General features: G+C 32.8%; 21 protein-coding genes and 2 pseudogenes. 9 read left to right on the top strand and 14 right to left on the bottom strand.

All coding sequences use genetic code 11. The annotated features are described in order from the left end of the window. Nucleotides 1-75 precede the first annotated feature (75 nt). The 3 genes from NR218_RS02360 to NR218_RS02350 all read right to left on the bottom strand — a co-directional run bounded on the left by NR218_RS02360 (nucleotide 76) and on the right by NR218_RS02350 (nucleotide 3328). Nucleotides 76-1053: a choloylglycine hydrolase family protein gene (locus NR218_RS02360; RefSeq protein WP_019834740.1), complete on the bottom strand. Its 978-nt coding sequence runs from the start codon at nucleotides 1051-1053 to the stop codon at nucleotides 76-78. A 19-nt stretch (nucleotides 1054-1072) separates the two neighbouring features. Further along, a complete protein-coding gene (locus tag NR218_RS02355; protein WP_232132893.1) occupies nucleotides 1073-2263 on the bottom strand; it encodes an MFS transporter in 1191 nt (396 codons plus the stop codon). Nucleotides 2264-2365: 102 nt separating this feature from the next. Further along, on the bottom strand, nucleotides 2366-3328 hold the full coding sequence (locus NR218_RS02350) for a rhodanese-related sulfurtransferase (protein WP_019834741.1): 963 nt from the start codon (nucleotides 3326-3328) through the stop codon (nucleotides 2366-2368). Between the two features lie 259 nt (nucleotides 3329-3587). On the opposite strand from NR218_RS02350, the gene NR218_RS02345 reads away from it, so the two are divergent. Together NR218_RS02345 and NR218_RS02340 are read left to right on the top strand one after the other, a co-directional pair. Beyond that, complete coding sequence (locus tag NR218_RS02345; protein ID WP_019834742.1) at nucleotides 3588-4568, top strand: SMP-30/gluconolactonase/LRE family protein; 981 nt, start codon at nucleotides 3588-3590, stop codon at nucleotides 4566-4568. A gap of 203 nt (nucleotides 4569-4771) precedes the next feature. Continuing rightward, complete coding sequence (locus NR218_RS02340) at nucleotides 4772-6418, top strand: phospho-sugar mutase (protein ID WP_019834743.1); 1647 nt, start codon at nucleotides 4772-4774, stop codon at nucleotides 6416-6418. A 74-nt stretch (nucleotides 6419-6492) separates the two neighbouring features. Here NR218_RS02340 and NR218_RS02335 read toward each other — a convergent pair. Beyond that, nucleotides 6493-6873: pseudogene (locus NR218_RS02335) on the bottom strand (urease accessory protein UreD); the annotation flags it as partial. Nucleotides 6874-6971: 98 nt separating this feature from the next. Between NR218_RS02335 and yut the strand changes: the two are divergent. The 4 genes from yut (at nucleotide 6972) to pbp4 (ending at nucleotide 11467) form a co-directional block, all read left to right on the top strand. After that, nucleotides 6972-7874, top strand: coding sequence for an urea transporter (yut, locus tag NR218_RS02330; RefSeq protein WP_242554067.1), 903 nt, complete (start codon nucleotides 6972-6974; stop codon nucleotides 7872-7874). Nucleotides 7875-7992: 118 nt separating this feature from the next. Then, nucleotides 7993-8871, top strand: a complete 879-nt coding sequence (locus NR218_RS02325) for a ribokinase (RefSeq protein WP_019834745.1) — start codon at nucleotides 7993-7995, stop codon at nucleotides 8869-8871. Nucleotides 8872-9010: 139 nt separating this feature from the next. Next, the gene (locus NR218_RS02320; RefSeq protein WP_019834746.1) at nucleotides 9011-10150 is read left to right on the top strand and encodes a polysaccharide deacetylase family protein; all 1140 of its coding nucleotides are present in this window, start codon (nucleotides 9011-9013) and stop codon (nucleotides 10148-10150) included. 165 nt (nucleotides 10151-10315) lie between these two features. Next, nucleotides 10316-11467, top strand: coding sequence for a penicillin-binding protein PBP4 (gene pbp4, locus NR218_RS02315; protein WP_048683240.1), 1152 nt, complete (start codon nucleotides 10316-10318; stop codon nucleotides 11465-11467). 94 nt (nucleotides 11468-11561) lie between these two features. Here pbp4 and NR218_RS02310 read toward each other — a convergent pair whose 3' ends face one another. Further along, nucleotides 11562-12146: a TetR/AcrR family transcriptional regulator gene (locus NR218_RS02310; protein ID WP_002449257.1), complete on the bottom strand. Its 585-nt coding sequence runs from the start codon at nucleotides 12144-12146 to the stop codon at nucleotides 11562-11564. A gap of 196 nt (nucleotides 12147-12342) precedes the next feature. Between NR218_RS02310 and NR218_RS02305 the strand changes: the two genes are divergently transcribed. Then, the gene (locus NR218_RS02305) at nucleotides 12343-14118 is read left to right on the top strand and encodes an oleate hydratase (RefSeq protein ID WP_019834748.1); all 1776 of its coding nucleotides are present in this window, start codon (nucleotides 12343-12345) and stop codon (nucleotides 14116-14118) included. A 60-nt stretch (nucleotides 14119-14178) separates the two neighbouring features. Here NR218_RS02305 and NR218_RS02300 read toward each other — a convergent pair. The 7 genes and pseudogenes from NR218_RS02300 to NR218_RS02270 all read right to left on the bottom strand — a co-directional run. Then, nucleotides 14179-14709: pseudogene (locus NR218_RS02300) on the bottom strand (hypothetical protein); the annotation flags it as partial. Nucleotides 14710-14780: 71 nt separating this feature from the next. Beyond that, the gene (locus tag NR218_RS02295; protein ID WP_019834750.1) at nucleotides 14781-15566 is read right to left on the bottom strand and encodes an arylamine N-acetyltransferase; all 786 of its coding nucleotides are present in this window, start codon (nucleotides 15564-15566) and stop codon (nucleotides 14781-14783) included. Nucleotides 15567-15646: 80 nt separating this feature from the next. Then, the gene (locus NR218_RS02290; RefSeq protein WP_002449477.1) at nucleotides 15647-16282 is read right to left on the bottom strand and encodes an ABC-2 transporter permease; all 636 of its coding nucleotides are present in this window, start codon (nucleotides 16280-16282) and stop codon (nucleotides 15647-15649) included. Further along, complete coding sequence (locus NR218_RS02285) at nucleotides 16282-17127, bottom strand: ABC transporter ATP-binding protein (RefSeq protein WP_019834751.1); 846 nt, start codon at nucleotides 17125-17127, stop codon at nucleotides 16282-16284. Before NR218_RS02285 ends, NR218_RS02290 begins: the two co-directional genes overlap by 1 nt. 30 nt (nucleotides 17128-17157) lie before the next feature. After that, complete coding sequence (locus NR218_RS02280) at nucleotides 17158-17880, bottom strand: DUF3169 family protein (RefSeq protein ID WP_019834752.1); 723 nt, start codon at nucleotides 17878-17880, stop codon at nucleotides 17158-17160. Next, complete coding sequence (locus tag NR218_RS02275) at nucleotides 17877-18080, bottom strand: helix-turn-helix transcriptional regulator (protein WP_002449521.1); 204 nt, start codon at nucleotides 18078-18080, stop codon at nucleotides 17877-17879. Before NR218_RS02275 ends, NR218_RS02280 begins: the two co-directional genes overlap by 4 nt. A gap of 126 nt (nucleotides 18081-18206) precedes the next feature. Beyond that, nucleotides 18207-18689 carry an RrF2 family transcriptional regulator gene (locus tag NR218_RS02270; RefSeq protein ID WP_002449396.1) on the bottom strand — a complete coding sequence of 161 codons (483 nt, stop codon included), beginning with the start codon at nucleotides 18687-18689 and terminating at the stop codon, nucleotides 18207-18209. A gap of 135 nt (nucleotides 18690-18824) precedes the next feature. Here NR218_RS02270 and NR218_RS02265 point away from each other — a divergent pair, with 135 nt between their 5' ends. Further along, nucleotides 18825-19745 carry a DMT family transporter gene (locus NR218_RS02265; RefSeq protein ID WP_002488263.1) on the top strand — a complete coding sequence of 307 codons (921 nt, stop codon included), beginning with the start codon at nucleotides 18825-18827 and terminating at the stop codon, nucleotides 19743-19745. A gap of 237 nt (nucleotides 19746-19982) precedes the next feature. Beyond that, complete coding sequence (locus NR218_RS02260; protein ID WP_019834753.1) at nucleotides 19983-21152, top strand: MFS transporter; 1170 nt, start codon at nucleotides 19983-19985, stop codon at nucleotides 21150-21152. Nucleotides 21153-21199: 47 nt separating this feature from the next. Here the strand turns inward: NR218_RS02260 and NR218_RS02255 are convergent, their stop codons facing one another. Beyond that, nucleotides 21200-21760 carry a hypothetical protein gene (locus NR218_RS02255; RefSeq protein WP_017175501.1) on the bottom strand — a complete coding sequence of 187 codons (561 nt, stop codon included), beginning with the start codon at nucleotides 21758-21760 and terminating at the stop codon, nucleotides 21200-21202. 61 nt (nucleotides 21761-21821) lie between these two features. Next, the gene (locus NR218_RS02250) at nucleotides 21822-23363 is read right to left on the bottom strand and encodes a bifunctional metallophosphatase/5'-nucleotidase (protein WP_019834754.1); all 1542 of its coding nucleotides are present in this window, start codon (nucleotides 23361-23363) and stop codon (nucleotides 21822-21824) included. Nucleotides 23364-23402: the final 39 nt, after the last annotated feature.

The following is a 23402-nucleotide window of genomic DNA, read 5'->3' as shown; positions in this document are numbered from 1 at the left end:
GATAAAAGTAAAAAAATAATAAGCCTCTCTTACATCAAATTGTAAGAGAGGTACTTTATTAGATTTAAAAATATGTTAGTCATTCACTTTTTCAGTATATAACCCTTTATTCTTTCTCGAAAAGACTACCAAATCGTCACGATTTATTAAGTCATCGGTAAGTTGTAATTCTGTAATGGTATTCGAGTCATAATATTTAATATAGAGTGTTTTTGTCGTTAAATTAAAAACAGTTTGATATAACGTATAATAAAATCCATTGTCTGAAGGGCGAACAGCGCCTTTTGGTACACTCACATGGTCTAAAATTCTAAATGCATCTAAGATAGGATGGTCATCGCTATTTGGTAATAAGTGATGAACAAGATAAGCTGCTCGAACAAAACGTTCGCCAGATGTATACCCTCCAGGTAAACCGAATGTGCCATTCGTATTCCCTAAGTTCAATTGTTTTGAAAATGCATTGTCAATGTTATATGGTGTCACATGCATATAGTGTTTCAAATTTTCATAATGCCAATTTAAATCTGGGTTATTTGTGAGTACGCCAATTGGATTATCAATCACGACGATACGTCCTTCAACAAATGTCACTTCCACAGTGCGCCCTGTCGCATCAGATAAATGATAATGTAATGGAGGAACTTCGTTAATATCACTATATGAATAGGCTACAACGTTAACTTGTTTCGCATTTTCAATAAGTTCTTCAATAGTTCTGTTATAGCCGAGCGCCCACACAAGGACTTCTGTTTGCGAAATATTGATATAGCCTTCACGAATGTCTGTCGCATATGACGCATATCCACGATCGTATTGATTTGACATGGCAAGTCCATGTTCATTGACGCCATCTCCAAAAACAAATCCCTCCATATCAGAACCAGCACCTGCAAAGGCATACAACGTTTCCCCTTCATAGTCGACATGCGATTTAAAGGAGTATCCTCGAGGTTGAACTGCAGGAAACCCGTTCAAAGGATAATCGTAATCCATCGTTCTTCCAAAAATAACATCTCCATTGCTGGCTTGAAATGTAATGCCTGTACACATATCGTCGTCTCCTCGTAAATTAATTTTTAATTGCTGTTTTAAAATATAAACCTAAAACAAATGTTAACACATAAGCAACGCTACTAATTACATATGCCCACATCACTCCTTGATTATCTACAACAAGAGAAATACCTAAAGTACCAAGTGAGAAAAATATACTGCTTAATAAATTATTCAGTATATAGGTGGATGTTAGGGCTTCTTTTGGTACTTCACGTTGTACAACTGAGTTTAAAGAAATATAGCGTGAATCTTCGAAAATTCCCATTAATAATGACATGAGTAAAGCAAGTAACACAGATTGATGTAGGATAAAGCTGGCATTAATAAAAGCTAATATGAGCGGAATATAAATAATAATAGGGTAACTTATTTTTGTGAAAAATTGATCTTTACCATTTATCCATAATCCAGCAATAATCGTCCCACTAAAGAAGGCAGCATTGATGAGTCCAAACCAAAAATCATCGACATGTAAAAATGTTCTCGTATATGTAAGGATAATTGCAGCAACCCAAATGGACGTTGCGACAGATTCGAAAATTGTAGATAGATTTAGATATAAACTCAGTTTATTGGAATAGTTATGATGTAATACAGTTTTAAAGCTATTTAATATATTTTCTTTTTCATTATTATAAATATGCCGTTCTGAAAGTTGAATAATAAAGAAGTAGGATAGGATTTCTAGTACAAGCGCAAATAAAAATAAATATTTAGCGCCAATCAGACTCATCAGAAATCCACCTAATGCCCATATCGACAATTGAACCATACTACTCATCATATTCATTAAAGCGTTCGCCGAAGTTATGTATTCTTTCTTTTCAATAAAAGGAATCATCGCGTTCTTAATTGGATTGGTAAATCCATCAAATAGAGCATTTATAAATAGTAGAATAAAAATAAATATTGGAGATTCCTCGAATATAAGTAGACTTGCGATGATGGATAGACTCACAAGTTTAAGCCCTTGGAAAATCCATAATACTTGTTTTTGAGTAAAATACTGATAAATATAATTTGAAATAAAGCTACTAACAAAGAGACCGGAAGTAAAAATAATTGGAATCATAGAAGCGGCAGTCGTTTTTGAGGTCATACTATATACTACCGAAATTAAGCCGACAACGGTTAACACGTCTCCAGTATTTGCGAATAGCTGACTATAAAAAAGATGGAAGTAATCTTTACTGTGCTTCTTCATAACAATCACCTTAGGTAAGTTTCAATTTAAGTTATTATAGCACAGTAATTATGTAAAAGTACCCTTTAAAAGTAGGTTGATACTTATAAAGGGTACATGTCATTATGCGTGAATATGTTCAGGAACATCTTTAAAGTTTTCTAAACGACGATTCCATTCCTCATCACTAATATGGTGTTTTGCAACGTAGCGATTACGTTCATGTTTGGCACAGTCATATGAACATGCGCCAAGATATTTTGCTTCATTTTTTTCGGATACTAAAATTTGTTTATTACATTCTGGATTTGCACAGTTAATATAACGTTCGCATGGAGTGCCATCAAAGTGTTCTTTACCAATCACTGTTTTATCTACATGGTTCACATCGACACTAATACGTTCATCGAAGACGTACATTTTGCCATCCCAGTACTCACCTTTTGTTTCTGGGTCTTTACCATACGTAGCAATACCGCCATGTAATTGTCCTACATTTTCAAAGCCTTCTTTTACAAGCCAGCCTGAGAATTTTTCACAACGGATGCCACCCGTACAATACGTCACAATGTTTTTACCATCTAATTTTTCTTTATTTTCACGAATCCAATCTGGTAAATCTCTGAAGCGTGTAATATCTGGGCGAATGGCGCCGCGGAAATGACCTAAGTCAAATTCATAATCATTACGTGCATCTAAAATAACAGTATCGTCATCTTCTAATGCAGCTTTAAACTCACTAGGTGAGTAATATTTACCAGTTGTCACACGTGGATCTACATCATCTTCTAAACCTAAAGCAACAATTTCTTTTCTAGGACGTACGTGCATTTTTTTGAATGCATGCCCCTCAGCTTCATCAATTTTGAAAGTCATATCTTTAAAACGTTCATCTGCATGCATATGTTCAATATATTGATCTGTATCTTCTTTTGTACCAGATAATGTACCGTTGATACCTTCTGTAGATACTAAGATTCTACCTTTTAAGTTATGCTCTTTACAAAATGCTAAATGTTCGGTAGCAAATGTGTCAGGGTCATCAATTGTTGTATATTTGTAATACAATAACACTCTATAATCCATTTTCTGATTCTCCTCTAAAAGTTAATTTATCTGTATGTTAAACGTATCTAAATTGTTATTTATATAAAAATCGACATTATAATATTTTAACAAAATTATAACTTCTTTCAATATTTGCGCTCATAAATCAGTCAATTGACCTATACAAGGAGAATCATTTTACTTATTGAAATCGATTACATATAGTAAGCTTAAGTTTAGAATGTTTCAAGCGTATAATAAACTATGTAAATGAATGACATAAGGAGGCTTATTTAATATGACAAATAATGAATTACCTAAATTAACGTATAGTGGTAAGTCTAAAAGTGTGGTTCCTATTGTTTCTGAAAGTGAATTACAAACAGTTACAGCTGAACCATGGCTAAAAATTTCAGATGAAGGACTTCAACTTGAAGGACTTAATTTTGATAGAGAACATAACTTATTTTTATGTGAAGTATTTGGTGGAAAGATTTTCAAAGTTAATCTACCAAGTAAAGATATTTCTGTAGCGTTTCAATCAGAAAAACAAAATCCAGCTGCAGTAAAAATTCATAAAGATGGACGATTGTTTACATGTTACTTAGGTGACTTTGAATCTACAGGTGGTATTTTTGCAACTGATGAACATGGAGAACACTTTGAAGAGATTATTTCAGAAATCAATACAGATTATTGTATTGATGATATGGTATTTGACAGTAAAGGTGGTTTTTATTTCACCGACTTTAGAGGGTATTCAACGAATCCTAAAGGTGGCGTCTACTACGTTTCTCCTGATTTTAAAACGGTAACACCAGTGATACAAAATATTTCTGTTGCTAATGGTATCGCACTTAGTACCGATGAAAAAGTCCTGTGGGTAACTGAAACAACGACGAATCGCCTTCATCGTATCCAATTAGAAGATGATGGTGTGACTATTGCACCGTTTGGAGCAACCATACCGTATTATTTCACTGGTCATGAAGGACCTGATTCTGTTTGTATTGATAGTGATGATAATTTATATGTTGCGATGTATGGACAAGGCCGAGTTCTTGTCTTTAATAAAAGAGGGTATCCAATTGGACAAATTTTAATGCCAGGTCGGGACGAAGGAAAAATGCTACGTTCTACGCATCCACAATTTATACCAGAAACGAATCAGCTGTTAATATGTACAAATGATATTGAAAATGGCTCAGAAGGTGGATCAATGATTTATACAGTGGAAGGCTTCGCTAAAGGTCATCAAAGTTATCAGTTTCAATCCTAGACAAGTAACAGAGGCGTTTTCAATTCAATACTCCCTTGCTCATTATAGTAGTGAGGGAGTTTCTTAATTTAAATACATGTTTATGTTGTAAGTTATGACGTGATAAAGATCGTTCAATTTAAAGTATAATGTGAAACATCAAAGAATATAGATTATACTATAAGAAATAATATGACATACATCATGTATGAGAGGAGTATTGGATGAAAGACAATTGGATAAAACATAAAGCAGATAGTCTCGTAGGATCATTCTATGACCAACAATCATCTCAATTTCAACAAGAAGGGTTTGAAACGACACTTTCCTTTGGAACAGCAGGTATTCGTGGTCAATTTGGTTTAGGACCAGGACGTTTAAATCGATATACCATTCAACGTCTAGCTTTAGGAATTGCATATTATTTACAAGATAATATGACACAACCTTCCATTGTCATTCATTATGACATTCGTCATTTATCAGCTGAATTTGCAGAAATTATCGCACATATTTTAGCAACACATCATATAAAAGTGTATTTATCAGATACATATCAAACAACGCCTCAATTATCCTATGCAGTGAGGTTTCTTCAAACATCTGCAGGCATTATGATTACAGCCAGTCACAATCCTAAAGACTATAATGGCATTAAAGTGTATGGTGCTGATGGAGCACAGCTCGATGATATCGCCTCACTTGAAGTGGCTAATTATATTGAGCAATTAGATGATCCACTTCATTTAGAAATTGAATTAAATGAGGCGTTAATTAAAGAAAATATTTTACCCTTACCAGAAGAGATTAATAAATACTACTTTTCGGAAATTAGCCAATTGATTGGTGACATACCTCCATCAAACTTAAATGTGGTGTATACGAGTTTGCATGGTACAGGAACACCTATTATTCCGAAGGTGCTAAGCCACCTTCACTTTAATAACATTGAACTTGTTGACTCACAATGTAAAATTGATCCTGATTTTAGTTCTGTAAAAAGCGCCAATCCAGAAGAACATGAAGCGTTTGATTTAGCTATCAAACAAGCCCAATACTCTAAAGCTGATTTAATCATTGCGACAGATCCTGATGTGGATCGAATGGGATTCGTTGAACGAGATCATGATGGTCATATTCACTATTTTAATGGTAGTGAGATTGGTGCGTTAATGATTAAATATTTAGTTGATCATACGACGCTTCCTAAATATCCAGTCATGATTCAATCCATTGTAAGTGGTGAACTAGGAAAACGTTTCGCAAAGCAACATGGAGTCACTGTGAAGGAAGTCTTAATTGGTTTTAAATTTATTGCCAAGGCCATTCGCGAATTAAATAACGATGAAGCGTTTATCTTTGCTTACGAGGAAAGTTATGGTTATCTTGCGGGAGATTTTGTGAGAGATAAAGATGCCATTCAAATTGTGCCACTTGTGATCAAATATGCGTCAATTTTAAAAAATGAAGGTAAAACCTTACGCGATGCATTAACTGACATTTACGAAGAAATAGGATATTATTGTGACCAACCTATATCTAAAGTATTTGAAGGGCAAAAAGGTCAACAAGAGATTGCAACGTTAATGGAACATCTTCGTCAACACATTCCAGATACGTTGGGCGGATTAAAAGTGATAGCGGTTGAAGACTATCAAAGTCAAAAGAGAATCAATAAACGGGATGATAAAGTTGAAACGATATCTCTGCCAAAGTCAAATGTGATTCGGTTAATCTTTGATGAGGGATTTGTTGCATTACGTCCTTCAGGAACAGAGCCTAAACTCAAATTCTATCTTTCACTTAATGTTGACGATTTTGAACAAGTTTCGCATGATATCTATCAATATATATTTAATGATAATAAATAAAAATAGAAAAATAAGTATAAAAGAATAACACCTTATATCGAGTCTTTATACTCATGATATAAGGTGTATTTTAATTAATATTTTCTTAAAAAGTCGAGTTGGCGATGATACAATTTATCAGCAATATAAGCTTGGACGCGTGTAAGCACTTCTTCAATTTCTTGTGTCAGATTAGATAATACACGTACTGTAAAACCATGTATAGGTAATTGCGTAATACCAATACGGTAATCGTATTGTTTTGTATAATCATTAATGTCATCATACACATCTTCAATGAATTTTTGCATTATATCAGGGTGTATACAATAAGCCGAACCAAGATGTGTATAGTTTTCCATATAACCAATCGGACTCATTTTTGTTTCTCTTGGAGGCATGCGTAATTTATCGTAGATGATAAGCGCATCATCTACATAAATTTCGTTAATTAAATGCATGTAGTCGTAAGTGAACGGTGTGCTTTAGGCATTAAGATGTTTCTAAAAAGCATCAATGTGTTTAAAAATATGAACTATAGGGGTAATTATTAAGAAAAGGTAAAGGTGAGCTTGTGAAGTATTTAGAAATATTTTTAAAAAATGTTGCTCAAGTTGTATTTATGAATAATAAATGGTCTGGGCTGTGTATTTTGATAGGATTATTTATTGCAAATTGGAAGATTGGATTAGGAGCAACAGTGGGAAGTCTCATTGCACTTATTCTAGCGCCGCACTTTAATTATAGTGAGGATGAAGTCCATGATGGATTAGCTGGATACAATTCAGTATTAACAGCAATCGGGTTAGCGTTATTCTTAGAAGCATCTTTAGTGAATTGGATTGTACTTATTGTAGCGACCACTCTTACTTTACCAGTTGGAGCTGCAATCCGAGAAATTTTAAAACCATATGGTCTACCCATGTTAACTTTTCCATTTGTCTTTATGACTTGGTTAATTTTAGCAATGGGCATGCAATTTTCAAAAATGCATATCACAATAGATATTTTGCCTACTAAAATTAAACATCCAGACATCAGTCATTCACATGTGAATTTTATTAGCGGTATCATTACAAACTTTAGTGAAATTTTCTTAGTGACATCAATCATTGGTAGTCTGTTAATTATTATTGGTATTTTTATTGGTTCAGTAAAAGGCGGGATCTATGCAGTAGTATCAAGTATTTTAGCAGTGATATGTATCACATTACTAGGTGGAGACTATCCCACTATTACTGATGGATTGTACGGCTATAACTCAATATTAACGGGTATTGCGTTGGGTGCGACGTTTAAAACAAAATTCAATCCGATTCTTGCAGTGATTACTGGTTTATTATTAACAGTAGTGATGCATGGTGCATTAGCTACAACATTAGCCCCAATTGGTCTTCCTATTTTCACCGCTCCATTTATTTTTGCAACGTGGCTTGTGATGTTTGCAGGTAAAGAGCAGCATGAAGTTAAAAGTTAGAACATATTAATGAGAGTGAGACCGCATTTCTTTTTAAATGTGTTGTCTCACTCTTTTTTTTATTATTTATGCTAATTTAGATATGATATGGATGAGAAAGAAAAAGGAGAGGGTTAATATGAAACGTATATATGTTGTGGGAAGTATGTCGATGGATTTGGTTGTGTCGACTGACCAAGTGCCAAGTAAAGGTGAAACAGTATTAGGAAATACATTTTTCACTACACCAGGCGGTAAAGGCGCGAATCAAGCAGTGGCAGCAGCAAGATTAGGTGACCATGTTCACATGGTAGGGTGTATTGGCGATGATATGTTAGGTAAACAAATTCTTGAAAATCTAAAGCATAATCATGTAAATGTTGAATATGTAAAAAAAGTAAAAGGACCTTCAGGTACCGCACACATTACACTAGCTGATAATGATAATAGTATTATTGTTGTACCTTCAGCAAATCATAAAGTCACAGTCTCTTTGGTAGACTCAGCTTTATCAAAAGCAAATAAAGGAGATATTGTGTTACTTCAACAAGAGATTCCAGCTGATGTTGTTGCTCACACTGTTCATTATTGCTATGAACATGAACTCACTTCTATTTTAAATCCAGCTCCATATAGAGACATTTCAGATGATATATTGGAACAAGTGACATACTTAACACCAAATGAAACTGAAAGTGAAAATATGTTTGAAGGAGACATTGAACAAGCTTTAGAACGTTATCCTGATAAACTGATTGTGACACAAGGTGCATTGGGCGCTGTATTTTACGATGGTTTAGAACAAGTTGAAATTCAAGGTATTGAACGAGAAGTAAAAGATACAACAGGCGCAGGGGATACATTTAATGGTGCGCTTGCAGTCGGATTACAAAAAGACTATTCACTTGCTAAAGCTATTGCATTTGCTAATGTCGCCGCTAGTCATTCAGTTACAGCACTTGGCGCACAAGGTGGTATGCCCACAATAAATGATATAGCTCAAGATTTAGATATGTAGGTTTTGTATATAAACGTGTTAAGTCTATTTTAAAATAAGCGTATTCAAAAGTTGAAACACATCTATTATAAATAATATAAAATTATTATATAATGTTGGGAGGTATTATAATATTTCTATAACTTAAAGGAGTAACTATATGACTAAGACATATTTACTTAGCACGCTTATTGTTTTAATATCTATAGTTTTATGTGCATGTCAATTTTCAACATTGTCATCATCAAAGAAAGACACTAAAAAGGATAAAGAAAATATCGCAAATATATATGCGAAAAAAAGTACTCAGAATAAAAAAGATTGGCAAGTGTATCAAGGTGATATTGCACATGTATTTTATCATCCAGTGATTACTGAACCTAAAGTAGCTTTTACACAAGAGAAGAATCAAGCTAAGGGTAATTTTGATTGGATGATTACAGCTGATGAGTTTAAGCGTTCATTAAATGAACTCTATAAACACCATTACATATTAATAGATCCACATGAGGCTTATGATTTAAAAGGGAAGACAGTTACTAGAAAAGAATTAAAATTACCTAGGGGTAAGAAACCATTAATTTTATCCATTGATGATATGAATTATTATGAGTACATGAGAGGTCATGGATATGCAGATCGTTTAGTGTTAGATCAGAAACAACATGTCGTTTCTGAAACTAAAGATAAAAATGGTAAGGTAACAACAAGTGAAACAAATGATATTGTACCTATATTGAATCAATTCGTGAAAGACCATCCTGACTTTTCACTCAATGGTCAAAAAGGCGTCGTTGCGCTAACAGGATACAATGGCGTGTTAGGTTATCGAACAAATGAGTTAAATAATAAAGATTATCTAAAACGTAAAAGAGATGCTAAAAAAGTTGTCAAAGCAATGAAAAGAGATGGTTGGACATTTGCAAGTCATTCATGGGGACATATCGATTTTGCAAATAGTTCATATGATCAAATTATTCGTGATACGAAACGTTGGAAAAACGAAGTAGAGCCCATTATAGGCAAAACAGATGTATTTATCTATCCACACGGTGCTCAAGATAGAGGGTCTAAAGCATATCAATATCTTGTTCATGATGAAGGATTTAAATTTTTAGCAGGTGTAGGACCAAATAATTTTACAGATATCGGCAATGATAGTGTCTATCAAGATCGTGTTGCGATTGATGGATTAAATTTATATGATTTTAAGTATAAATTAAAACCATTTTTAGATCCGAGTAAGGTGTATAGTGAGAAAGATCGTCAATATTTTAAAGGAGATAAATCCTATCAATAGTATGCTATAAACAAAAGAGTTGGACAAAATTCATAAGACCATTTGTTCAACTCTTCTTTATTTTATAATTAAAGAATATATATTAGATACTTAGTTGTAATTCGCCTATAAAGTTGTTATAAAATATATTATACAATATTATAAAAATAAAAAGTAGGTAATATAATGTTTTTGAAAGTAACACAAAGTATTGGAATACTTAGTTTATTTACATTATTAGGAACTTCAATCTCTCATGCAGCAGAAACACCCGTTGATATTACAAATAAAGAAGGTAATGTCGCAGTAAGTTCAAATTATGAACCTGATGGTGTAACGCTTACGACACAACAAGGCCAAATATTATATAATTTCCAAGGAAATAAAGAAGCGGATCCTGCTTCTTTGTCTAAAATGATGACCCTTTATTTAACATTAGAAGCAGTTCATCAAGGAAAACTTAAGTTAGACGATAAAGTTAAAATCACGAGCGCGTATGATCAATTATCTAAAAAGCCAAATTTAACATCTGTCCCTTTAAATCAAGGTCAAATATATACTATTAAAGATTTATTAACACAGGCAGCCTTACCTTCAAGCAATTCAGCCGCAATGATTTTAGGAGAACAAGTGAGCGGCAATACGTCAACGTTCACAGACAAAATGAATGCACAAGCTAAGGCTTTTCATATGAAACATACACATTTTGTGAATCCAGCAGGTGCTGCTAATGATTTACTTGGACAACAAGCACCAAAGAAATATAGAAAAGATATTTATCCTAAAAGTACGTCAGAAGATATTGCGATATTATCTCATCACTTAATCGCCAAACATCCGAAAATTTTAAACATAACGCAACTTAGTCAAGATACTCAAAAAGGTTATACTTTTAACAATACTAATTTATCAATTAAACATGAGCCACTTTACTTAAAAGGTACAGATGGATTGAAAACGGGTACGAGTGATAAAGGATATAATATTGCTTTAACTAACCAACAAAATCACCTTCGACTCAATGAAGTGGTTATGAATGTGGCACCGTATATGGATAATAATGCTAAATACAATCGTAATCGAATAGGGAATGCGATTTTTAAACATTATCGCAAAGAATATGAATACAAAAAAGTATTATCTAAAGGAGAACATAAGATTGGCGGTAAGACATATAAAGTAGATAAAAATTTATATGATACCGTTCCTAAAGATAATAAAAAATGGGATATACGAATCAATAAAGACGGAAAAGCCTATGTGCATTATAAACGTGATTTCTTACCAGAAACGACGTATCCACGAGTAAATGCTAAAAAAGTATGGAAATGGTTCTAAATAAAAGCGGGATATCCTTTACCGTACTATTAATTGTGAGATGAAGGTCAAACAATTTAATAAGTCAGTACGATATTTGTTTCCCGCTCTCGTTTTATTTTAATAACTTTAAATGAACTTCTCTCGCTCCACAAATCATGGTAACGATATCTGAAGACACGTCATCAATGGATTGTTGACCATACTGAATCCAGTTTAGAATAACGCTTAAAATGCCTCCAGCTAGAAATTCTCCATAAATGAACTCATCTATGTAAAATTGTCCAATTTGTTTATCAAATTCAATTTGTCGTTTAACCACTGCATAAATTTGATTATATAAAATTTGATAAACTTCACTATAAATATTGATAGAAATGACACTTTTTACCATTGCTTTGTTATCACTAATGAAAAGTAAAATATCTTTCATAAATTTATTGAAAAATTGTCTCGGATCTTTTGGATCAATTTCAGGCAAATGTAACGTTCGAAAATATTCAATTAATGTACCAACAATATGATTAAGTAAATCATACTTATCATTGAAATGACGGTAAAATGTAGAACGACGTACATTTGCTTTTTCGCATAAATCTTGAATCGTGATATTGTCAAAAGATTTCGTTTCAAGCAAATCTGAGAATGTAGTAATGAGTGCTTTTTTTGTTCGTTGTACACGTAAATCTTGATTATTCATGTTGTTCACCTCTCATTTAGGACATTTTATCAAAAATGTCACTTAAGTTACATTTTCACTTAACTGACTCACAATAATATTTTATAAAATGATTATAATATAAGCGAAGGGTAGATTAATTTCTAAAGCGTTTACTTATAGTTTACTACTTTTCATAGATTACTTAAAAATATAAATAAAATGGGAAGTGAATCATATGTACTATAGTAATGGAAATTATGAAGCATTTGCACGTCCGAAAAAACCTGACTATGTTGCACAAAAATCTGCTTATCTTATTGGCTCTGGATTAGCATCTTTAGCTGCTGCATGTTTTTTAATTAGAGATGGGCAAATGGATGGGTCAAACATTCACATTTTAGAAGAATTATCTAAATCTGGTGGAAGTTTGGATGGAACTGAACTTCCAATGAAAGGCTATGTCATGCGTGGTGGCAGAGAAATGGAGAACCATTTCGAGTGTTTATGGGATTTATTTCGCTCCATCCCATCACTTGAAATTGAAGATACTTCAGTTTTAGATGAGTTTTATTGGTTAAATAAAGAAGATCCAAACTACTCACGATGTCGTGTTATTGAAGAAAGGGGTCAACGCTTGCCTACAGACGGAGACTTTACTTTAACGAAACAAGCAATGAAAGACATACTTCAATTATGTTTGATGAAAGAAGAAGATTTAAATGATGTAACAATTTCAGATGTCTTGTCAGAGGATTTCATGAATTCGAACTTTTGGATTTATTGGAAAACGATGTTCGCATTTGAACCTTGGCATTCTGCGATGGAAATGCGTCGTTATTTAATGAGATTTGTGCATCACATTGGAGGATTAGCTGATTTTAGTGCTTTAAAATTTACTAAATATAATCAATACGAATCACTCGTACGCCCTATGGTTGCATACTTAACGTCCCATGGTGTGCAATTTGAATATAATGTCCAAGTGCTTGACGTTAAAGTAGATGTTACTACCAAAGACAAAGTTGCTAAAACAATTGAACTAAAACGAAATGGTAATAAAGAAACGATTCAGCTCACACCCGATGATCTCGTATTTATTACTAATGGTAGTATCACAGAAAGTTCAACATATGGTGATAATGACACACCCGCACCTCCTACAAAAGATATTGGCGGAAGTTGGAACTTATGGCGTAACTTAGCCAAACAAAGCCCTGAGTTTGGTAATCCTGAAAAATTTTATAAAGATTTACCAGATAAAAGTTGGTTCGTCTCAGCAACGGTAACGACAAATAACAAGACGGTCATTGAAGCTATCGAACGTTTATGTAAACGGGATCCATTAGCTGGAAAAACAGTTACAGGTGGGATTATCACAGTGAACGATTCTAAATGGCAAATGAGTTTTACTGTGAATCGTCAACAACAATTCAAACAACAACCTAAAGATGAAGTGAGTGTATGGGTATACGCTTTATATTCAGATGAGAAGGGCGATTATATCCATAAACCGATTGTTGAATGTAGTGGTCATGAAATATGTCAAGAATGGTTATATCATATGGGATTATCTATTGATCAAATAGAATGCCTCGCAACACAACATTGTAATACGATTCCTGTATATATGCCTTATATTTGTTCATATTTCATGCCAAGAGCGATTGGCGATCGACCACTTGTTGTCCCTCAGCACTCTCGTAACTTAGCCTTCATTGGTAACTTCGCAGAGACAGAAAGAGATACAGTGTTTACTACAGAATATTCTGTAAGAACAGCGATGGAAGCAGTTTATCAATTACTGGACATAGATAGAGGTGTTCCAGAAGTCATGGCGACAGAATTTGATATTCGTGTCTTATTAGATGCGATGTATGAACTTAATGATCGTAAAGACTTGAAAACATTAGCCGAGCAAAATAAAATACAACAAGTTGCATTACACACGTTCTTGAAAAAAATAAAAGGTACGTTTGTAGAAGAACTCTTGAAGCAACATAAATTATTATAATAGTGTGTAGGTAAATGTTAACCCCCGCGTGTTTGAGGGCATGCGGGGGTTAAATCATTATTATTCAATATATCGTCTTAAATGTTTTGCTGTAACAGAGTTGTTAATATCTAGGAGTCCTTTAGGTTCTCCAGCATACAATAATTGTCCTCCATGTTTACCAGCAAATGGTCCAATGTCAATAAATCCATCTGCTTCTGTCATCATTGTTAAATTATGTTCGATTAAAATGACAGTATTCCCTTCATCAATCAAATGATTAAAGTAGTCAACGAGAATAGGTAAATCGTCTTCATGAAGTTTTGTTGTAGGTTCATCAAAGATAAATATTTTTTCAGTACTGAACATGCTTTTTTTAAGACCAGTTATGTTTACTAAAAAAAGTCTCACACCTTCAAAAATATTCAAATACGTGAGTAGATTAGAACGATTTGATACGTGTACAGGTTTTTGATTAATCAATATAGCATCTTCATTTTGTTCAAAAGCTGTGGTAATAAGTGAGCTTTTTCCTGAACTAGCACTGCCTGTAACTACAGTCATCGCATGTTTAGGGAATTCAGTTGAAATATTTTTTAAGTTATTTTGTGTTGCCCAATAATTTCGATATCGGACATAGTTTTCACCTCATTGTTGTTCTTACGCGACAGTAGTAAATGTATTCACTTTTCTAAAGGAAGAATAGTAACGTCAAGATTAAAATAGGTTTTTAAAAAATCTTTATAATTTTCACGTGTGACAGCGAATTGCTCTTTTTTATATCTTTTAGTAAGGGTAAGGTGATGATAAGACATCGTAGCTCGACCAAAATTTTGTGGTTTTGTAATCATGAGTTGCTTTACAAATATAGATTCAGGATGTGAGGTATTGTAGTTAATCATTTTATCAAAATCATGAATATCACGAGAAATAAACTCTGCTTTATAACGTGTTACCCACGTTGTTTCTTCCAGTTTTTGAAGAAGATACGTCGTAGGGGTTTCAAAAATGGCACGAAATTGACCTGTCTTTTCAAACACAATTTGTGTCGCTTCAATTGAAGTTATTGGGAGTGCTTGTAATGGTAAATCGCCAAATCCCACATCAGCAATATAGTAACCATTGTTAATAAGAACAACTAGTGATAAATGAGAGCCTTTAGGGCTGTAGTTGCCATTAGGCTGATGAACGGTTGCTGACATTCGAAACACTTTAAAACCTTTAGCTTCTAAGTAGCTACCGAAGAAGTGATTCATTTCATAGCAAAACCCACCACGATGTTGATATATAAATTTATTAAATAAATAATCTAAATCAACTGAAATCTTTTCTTTATTTTGAACACTAATATTTTCAAAAGGAACGGTTAGCATAAAGCGTTCCATATAATAGTTAAGTGCATCTAAAGTAGGTTGAGGATAACGTTGAGACTCAATATTTAAATAATCTTCAATTGCTTTAATATCCATAGTTTCTCCTCCTTAATCAATATGTATCCAAAATATAAAATAGAGCAAACGTGTGTTCTTCAATGAACACACGTTGGTGATTATAGTTCTTGTTTCTTAAAAATAGATAGTGATGAAAAATAAGAAATGACAAAAATAATAACACCAAGCAATGCATAACTACCAGTTGCTACTAAAACGAGTGGGTTTGAAGCGATTTTACTTATTGAACCTGCTTTTATGAGTATTGGCATAACAGCAAAGAACCACATGGATAAAAATAATGCAACAGCAACAACTGCTGTAGTAAGCATAATGACATTTGAATTCTCAGGACCAAATTTAAATGTGAGTGGAAACATTAATGCATACGTACAAGCCATCCCAATACCTATGAATGCTGAAAATAATGTAACCATGATATCTTGAGTCACGATAAGACAAATGATGGCGCCAATTATCAAACCAAGTAAAATGAGTAAACCATAAAAGGCAAAGTATGCTTTTACATAAGTATGTCTATGTGTAGGAAGGGTAGACACATAGTACATCCATTTAGAATCTTTTTCACGTTTTAAGTTATCTGATACGGGAGATAATAACATGACCATTAGCATGAAACAACACATCATTGGACTAAAAAATGCAAACACAATACTTAATACAATACCAATAATTAAATAGGTTATGAGCGATTTTTTAGAAGCATAAAAACTACTAAGTATAAGTCCTTTCATTATTTATCACCTCGCATAATTAATTTTGTAGCATCATCAATACTTTGAAGCGGGCGTGCTTGTTCAAAGTGTTGACGTTGCTTGACTAACGTTTGACGTTGACCTTGACGTATTCGTGAAGCAATGATTACCTCTTGAGGTAAGTCTAAAGGGGAAGTTTCATCTGTTTCGATAATGCCATAATCAGTTAGTAATATATGTTTGTCTTCTTGTAAAAGAATATGACCATCGCGCATAAAAATAAGTTTTGTAGCAAGTTGTTCCATATCCTCTGAAATATGAGATGAAAGTAAAATACCATGCCCTTTTGATACATAATCTTCGAGAATTTCTAACACTTCTTCTCGTCCTGAAACATCCATACCAGCTGTTGCTTCATCTAAGATTAATAATTTTGTCTCATGAGAAAGTGCGATGGCTAATGCTGCTTTCATGCGCATCCCTCTAGAAAAAGTAGAAATTTGATTATTTTTAGGTAATTCAAATGATTGAATAAGATTGAAAAATTGATCACTATTCCAATGTTTAAAAATATTTAAAAATACTTTATCAATCTCTGTTATTGTCAATTTATTCGGTACACGTAAATCATCAAAAACTACACCCACGTGCTCTTTATAATCTTTATCTTTTTCGGAAATAATTTGATTGAAAAAAGAAATCTCTCCTGAATCTTTAAATCGATTACCCACTAATGTGTTAATAAGTGTGGATTTACCTGATCCATTTTTACCAATTAAGCCAATGACCTCACCTGGATTTAAAGTAAATGAAATATCATTTAATTCGAAATTTGAATTCTTATACGATTTATTAAGTTGTTGTACTTGAAGTAAATGTGTCATCTAATGATCCTTTCTTTATAGAAGTGAAAACTATGAATGATAAAATTTATATGTTTTTAATAAATGACTAAATCCATTATAAATAAACAAAATGATTAAAATAAAGATTCCTAACGTTTGGGAATGACCAGTTTCTAACGAATAAAAACCTAAAAATATTGCACCAATCATAATTAAAGATAGGTTAATATAGAATGTTTTGAACAAGGAGTTAAAGTAAATATGTCGTTCTCCTTCATCTAAAATATTAATTAATTTCTCGGCATAATTTTTTTCCCCTAATTTGGGGTAGCGAGAATCAAATTTACGATAAAATAATCCTGTAATTACCGAAGAAATAATCGTTGTCATAAAAGGGAGTAAGGCCCAACTACTAGTACTAGAATTTCCATTTCCTAAGACAATGATAAAAAGAGCAATAAAGCTAATTGTTAATTCTAGATAATAAATAAATGAATTTTGCATATATGCTAAATTAGCTTTCTTATCATATGAATCTGCTTCATCTTCATCAATATGTGTTTCAGATAAACGTTTGTAATGAACGGCTTTTTTTTGAATCATAATTAAATACATACTTAAGACTAGGATAAGCGTCACACAGATTAATGAGATTAAAATGACATTTGAATGTGTAGCATAATGATAATTTCCAAAGAAGTGAAAGCTATGGTTGTAGTCAATGAATAAAGCTATACATCCTCCAATCAGTCCGCCAATTAACAAAGTGATTATAAAACGACCTATTTTCATAAATCTTCCTCCTCAATTATAAAGATAGATTCAACAGGTTCATTAAAAATACGAGCTATTTTTATAGCAGTTAAAATAGAAGGTGTAAAGTCATTTCTTTCAATGAGAGATACAGTTTGACGTGAGATGCCTGCTTTTTTAGCAAGTTGCGTTTGATTATAACCTTCTCTTGCTCGTAATTCTTTCAATCGATTTCGCAATCATCATCATCTCCTCACAATCAGTGTATATTATCATAGTCATTTTGACAAATATATTTGTCAAAAAGTATCTAAAGTAAATTATGGGTAAGACTAACGATTGTCTGATGTTAGACATCCGGATGTCTAAAGCGTCTTACTATTTAATCTTATCCACTGTGTAATGTCTTCAAGATTATAAAGCTTGATAATATCTTGATATATATCGTCTAAATTTATATTAGAAAGTGTAGAAATCAATGTATGTTCAATATGATTTAAAGCTATACTGATGTTACATTGTTGTGCTTTGTGTCCTTCTTTTTCTCCTAAAAAGTTGGTAAGTAAATGTTGACTTGAGAAGATATTGCCACGACCTTCAATAGCTAAAAAGACATCGTAAAAAGTAATATCTTTGAGTTTTTTTCTAAGTGTAAATCCTCCATTTTTACCAGTTGTTGAATATACCAAATTTTCTTTTACTAATGCTTTTACTATTTTTTTTAAGTAAGAATCAGAAACTTTAAGTCGCTTGCTTAAAGCGGTAGATGTCATTACTGACTGACGAGGGAGTTGGTTTAAAATTAATAAGACATATATTGCTTGTTCCCAACCGGTAGATAATTTCATATATAAGCCTCCTATCAAACCTATTATATAATATTTTTATATTATATTTAAAAAATAAAGTAGTTCCTATATAATTGTATTTAAAGACAAAATATATCTCAATTATCTTTAATTAAAAATAGGGAGACGACAGCAGTGAAAAAACATTTAAATACTTCAATAACATTTTATATGTCCATTCTTTTTACGACTATTTTTATGGGATCATCTTTTCCAACTGGCAAATATTTAATTTCAAATGAACATGTTCCACCTATGCTTCTTGGTGGATGGCGATTTGTTATCGCAGGATGTATGATGTTAATCCTTACATTTATGAGAAATGGGGAAAGGGGCATTCTACCCACAAGTAAAGGGAATAGTTATAAAGGATTTATATTAGTGTTCGTTATTGGATTTTTACAAACAGCAGGGACGATGGGATTATTAAATTTTGCAATGGCATTTGGCGTGTCTTCTTCTATATCATCTATTCTATTATTTACGAACCCGCTATGGCTGGCCTTTTTAGCACATTTTATTTTAGATGAAAGGTTAACAAAAATTAAAATTACTTCACTTATACTTGGTGTGTTTGGAGTAGGATTATGTCTCGGATTAGATGAAACATTATTTGGATGGGGGACGCTTTTTGCACTAGCTGGTTCATTATGTTGGTCAATCAATACAATAGTGACAAAAAAGGTAGTGTTTGATAAAGGGCCCTGGGTTTTAACAGGATGGCAACTATTATTCGGTGGTATGTTTATGCTGATAATGAGTCTCGTTTTAAAAGAACATTATACACTTAGTTCGCTTAATCATTGGGGATGGATATGGTTCTTTTGGCTTATTATTCCAGCTTCTGTAGGTTCATTTGGATTATGGTTTTATAGCTTAAGCCAACGAGGGGCAACTACGGCGAGTAGTTTCTTATTTTTAGTACCACTATTTTCGACACTATTTTCAATTATAGGATTAAGAGAGCCCTTCACGCTTCATTTAATTTTAGGAGGTTTATGCGTTGTTGTGGCATTAATGTTAATTCATCGTCAACCGAGGAAAAATGTTTTATAAAATACAATATTCAATACATTGAATATAAATACATATATTAATAGAAATTAGATTATATAAAACTTTAGTTAAGCCTTTTGAAATTGTCTTACTTTTAACATAATGAAAAAATATGAAAACTTGTCATTACTATATTTTTGAGAAATAAAAAATTTAAAAAAATCTCTTCACAGAGAATGTAATTTTGTGTAGTATATCTTTCATATGATTTTTAGAGAGAAAAAGGAGGAAACAATAATGAAAGATAACAGAATGATGTTCTTCATATTTATGTTAGGTACATTTACAGTTGGAATGGCAGAATATGTTGTTACTGGTTTATTAACTCAAATTGCAAGCGATATGAAAGTGCCTATTTCGAGTGTAGGGTTATTAATTAGTGTGTATGCTATTAGTGTCGCATTAATCGGTCCGTTAATGCGTATATTTACTTTAAAAGTACGCGCACAACGTTTACTCCCAGTATTGATGGCCATTTTTATTATAAGTAATATAATAGGGATGTTAGCACCGAATTTTCCAATACTACTGTTATCTCGATTATTGTCAGCCTCTATGCACGCACCGTTCTTTGGCGTATGTATGAGTGTGGCGGCAGCCGTCGCGCCACAGGGTAAAAAACCACAAGCGATTGCTCTAGTTCAAGCTGGATTAACAATTGCAGTGATGATTGGCGTGCCATTCGGTTCATTTTTAGGTGGATTTGCGAATTGGCGCTTTGTCTTTGGCGTCATGATTTTGTTAGCTGTCATTACTATGTTAGGAATGATGAAGTTTGTACCTCATGTCGCTTTGAGTACAGAAGCGAGTGTGAAAAAAGAATTAAAACTATTTAAAAATCCACATATCTTAATTGTAATGGCAATTATTGTCTTTGGTTATTCAGGCGTATTCACAACTTATACGTTTATGGAGCCAATGATTCATAAATATGCACCATTTGGAATTGTTGGTTTAACTGTATGTTTATTTATGTTTGGCCTTGGCGGTGTGGTTGGTAACTTGCTTACAGGTAATGTACCAGAACATAAACTTACCCAGTACTTGTTCTATACCTTTGTGTTACTTTTTATAACGATTGTTTTATTTGTAACAGCAGTGCATAGTGCGATTTTAGCAATTATTATTTGTTTCTTATTTGGTTTCGGCACTTTCGGTACAACGCCTCTATTAAATAGTAAAGTGATTTTAAGTGCACATGAGGCACCGTTACTTGCAAGTACACTTGCAGCTTCAGTCTTTAATATTGCAAACTTTTTAGGTGCAATCGTGGGATCAATACTATTATCAATGGGATTCCCATATCTTACGATTACATTTGTATCAGGCGGGATCATTATCTTAGGAATTATAATTAATACAATTAATCATTTTTATGAAAAAAAACATATAACGTTTAATCACTAATAAAAAGCGTTCTAAATTGGACTTTTTCAATTTAGAACGCTTATTTGCTATTCAGGTTTAACTTTTAATGTTGGTTCATACATTTCGTGATTAAAATGATTTTTAGAAAATTGACGTAAATCATTGATGAAATGTGAAATGTTTTTATCTAATTTATCTTTCGTTTTCACAATGATTGTACGGTCGAAATCACTTTTTTCAAAATAATCTCCATAAATACGAGCAGCTATAGAAAATTTAGAGATATAACTTTCAAGTGTTTCATAACAATTTAATAACGCACGAATAGGTGCATTGGCTTCTTCCTCGTGATGGCTCATTGTCCCTAACAACTCTTGGATTTGATGATCTAGTTTGTTAAATAATTGGGTAATATCTTCACAATATTCTAATGTTTGTTGTTTATTATATTTTGCGCCTTTTTCACCTAAGTCAACCTTACATATTTTTGAGGCTTTATAGGCGGTTAGGTCAATCATACTCATGATGTCATTTTTATAATCTTCCTTTTTTTCCGCTTGTTGTTTTGTAAATTGATATTTAATACCTAAAAATGTTCCAATAAGTGCGAAAACACCACCTACGATTGCTGCTAAAAATTCACTCAAGTTTCTCAATCCTTTCAATAGTAGTCAACTATATTTTACACCATAAAATGTAAAGTGAATGTTAAAGAACAACCTTAAAATCGACAACTTGAGGAATACGAGATAAATCGTGGTGCGTCATATAATCAATTAGTACTTGTGCGCCTTCTTCTTGAATATCTTTAACGACTGGCGCTTCTGCAAACATTTTATAATCTCCGCCTCCAACTGCACGATAGTTGTTCACACATATGGTATACGTTTTTGTGTCTTCTAAAGGTGAATCGCCGACTTTAATATCTGAAACACGTTGTCCTATAGGTGCACCAGCATGAATGGTATAAGAGATTCCTCCATACATATCATAATTAAAATGTTGAGGTTTTGGAGATAAAAATGTGTCACTGACTGTGATTTCATTATTGTCACTTACACTAAAATAACTTGCTGATTTTTCTAAAGCAGCTTTAATTCCTTTGCCATTAAGTTCTAAAACTTGGAATGTGTTAGGAAAAGGATAGTTATTAATGATATCTCGCATTGTGACTTGTTGATTAAAGCCTTTAGCTGAATCAAATAGTGCAGTGCTTGCTATATCTGCACCACTTTTTTCTAACAGAATATAATTTATCAGATTAATAAGTGAATGAGGGTGCGTTCGAGCTTCGAATTGATGAGTTACTAGCATTGGTTCTGATAATGTTGTAATGTCCGTATCAAGCCAATCTTCAAGTTCATTTAAAAGTGAATGATCGTTGTTAGATAATGTTAATGAAAGATGAGAGGGCACAGATACAAGAGTGCTCTGTTTATCTGTAATTTGATGTTCATGATCTAAAGTTAATGTCACCTTACCAAATTCTGTACCTCGTGTACCTGGTTGGATAATAGCGGTGTCATTTTTTATCATTGCAATATCACGATGTTGGTGTCCTGTTATAAGCACGTCAATATCTTTATGGAAACGTTCTAGTATGTCAAATCCTTCATTTTCTCCAGTTAATTCTTCAGTAGGTATATCAGTATCAAGACTTCTTTCAAAACCGCCATGATAAGACACAACGACAACATCTGATTTTTTACGAACGTCTGGTAAAATACATTTTAATGTTTCAACTGCACTGTTGAACGTTAATCCTTTAATATTGGCAGGTTGTTCCCAATTTGGAATGAATTGTGTTGTTAATCCAATGACGCCAATAGTTATATCGCCACGTTTAAAATAATTTACGCCTTGACCAGTCAAAGGTGCGTTATTGTAATCAAAAATATTTGCACACAAGATAGGATGATGAAGATGGTTTAAAGTATTTTGTAAATAAGGTAATCCATAATTAAATTCATGATTACCTAATGTACCAAAGTCAAAATTAAGACAATTATAAATATCCGTAAGAGGTTGACTTGATTGTTCTTCAGTTGCTAGGTAATGGCATAAAGGAGAACCTTGTAAAAAATCACCATTATCAATTTTAAAACTATAGTCATCTTGTTGACGTTCTTGTTCGATAAGTTGATTTACTTTTAATAATCCCATAGGAAGATTTTGGTTTCTTTTTGAAAAGTCAGTGGGAAAAATATAGCCGTGTATATCACTTACGATATAAAAAGAGAGTTGTGTCATAGGTCATTTCCTTTCATAAATAAAGAGATAAAAAAGGGA

The sequence above is a fragment of the Staphylococcus sp. SUC_1.2 genome (assembly GCF_026222585.1).
Note: the sequence above shows the minus strand (reverse complement) of the source record. Positions and strands in the feature narration are given on the sequence as shown.

Coding starts and splice junctions, on each gene's coding strand:
- NR218_RS02360 (WP_019834740.1), bottom strand. CDS start 1,053: ATGTGTACAGGCATTACATTTCAAGCCAGCAATGGAGATGTTATTTTT.
- NR218_RS02355 (WP_232132893.1), bottom strand. CDS start 2,263: ATGAAGAAGCACAGTAAAGATTACTTCCATCTTTTTTATAGTCAGCTA.
- NR218_RS02350 (WP_019834741.1), bottom strand. CDS start 3,328: ATGGATTATAGAGTGTTATTGTATTACAAATATACAACAATTGATGAC.
- NR218_RS02345 (WP_019834742.1), top strand. CDS start 3,588: ATGACAAATAATGAATTACCTAAATTAACGTATAGTGGTAAGTCTAAA.
- NR218_RS02340 (WP_019834743.1), top strand. CDS start 4,772: ATGAAAGACAATTGGATAAAACATAAAGCAGATAGTCTCGTAGGATCA.
- NR218_RS02325 (WP_019834745.1), top strand. CDS start 7,993: ATGAAACGTATATATGTTGTGGGAAGTATGTCGATGGATTTGGTTGTG.
- NR218_RS02320 (WP_019834746.1), top strand. CDS start 9,011: ATGACTAAGACATATTTACTTAGCACGCTTATTGTTTTAATATCTATA.
- pbp4 (WP_048683240.1), top strand. CDS start 10,316: ATGTTTTTGAAAGTAACACAAAGTATTGGAATACTTAGTTTATTTACA.
- NR218_RS02310 (WP_002449257.1), bottom strand. CDS start 12,146: ATGAATAATCAAGATTTACGTGTACAACGAACAAAAAAAGCACTCATT.
- NR218_RS02305 (WP_019834748.1), top strand. CDS start 12,343: ATGTACTATAGTAATGGAAATTATGAAGCATTTGCACGTCCGAAAAAA.
- NR218_RS02295 (WP_019834750.1), bottom strand. CDS start 15,566: ATGGATATTAAAGCAATTGAAGATTATTTAAATATTGAGTCTCAACGT.
- NR218_RS02290 (WP_002449477.1), bottom strand. CDS start 16,282: ATGAAAGGACTTATACTTAGTAGTTTTTATGCTTCTAAAAAATCGCTC.
- NR218_RS02285 (WP_019834751.1), bottom strand. CDS start 17,127: ATGACACATTTACTTCAAGTACAACAACTTAATAAATCGTATAAGAAT.
- NR218_RS02280 (WP_019834752.1), bottom strand. CDS start 17,880: ATGAAAATAGGTCGTTTTATAATCACTTTGTTAATTGGCGGACTGATT.
- NR218_RS02270 (WP_002449396.1), bottom strand. CDS start 18,689: ATGAAATTATCTACCGGTTGGGAACAAGCAATATATGTCTTATTAATT.
- NR218_RS02260 (WP_019834753.1), top strand. CDS start 19,983: ATGAAAGATAACAGAATGATGTTCTTCATATTTATGTTAGGTACATTT.
- NR218_RS02250 (WP_019834754.1), bottom strand. CDS start 23,363: ATGACACAACTCTCTTTTTATATCGTAAGTGATATACACGGCTATATT.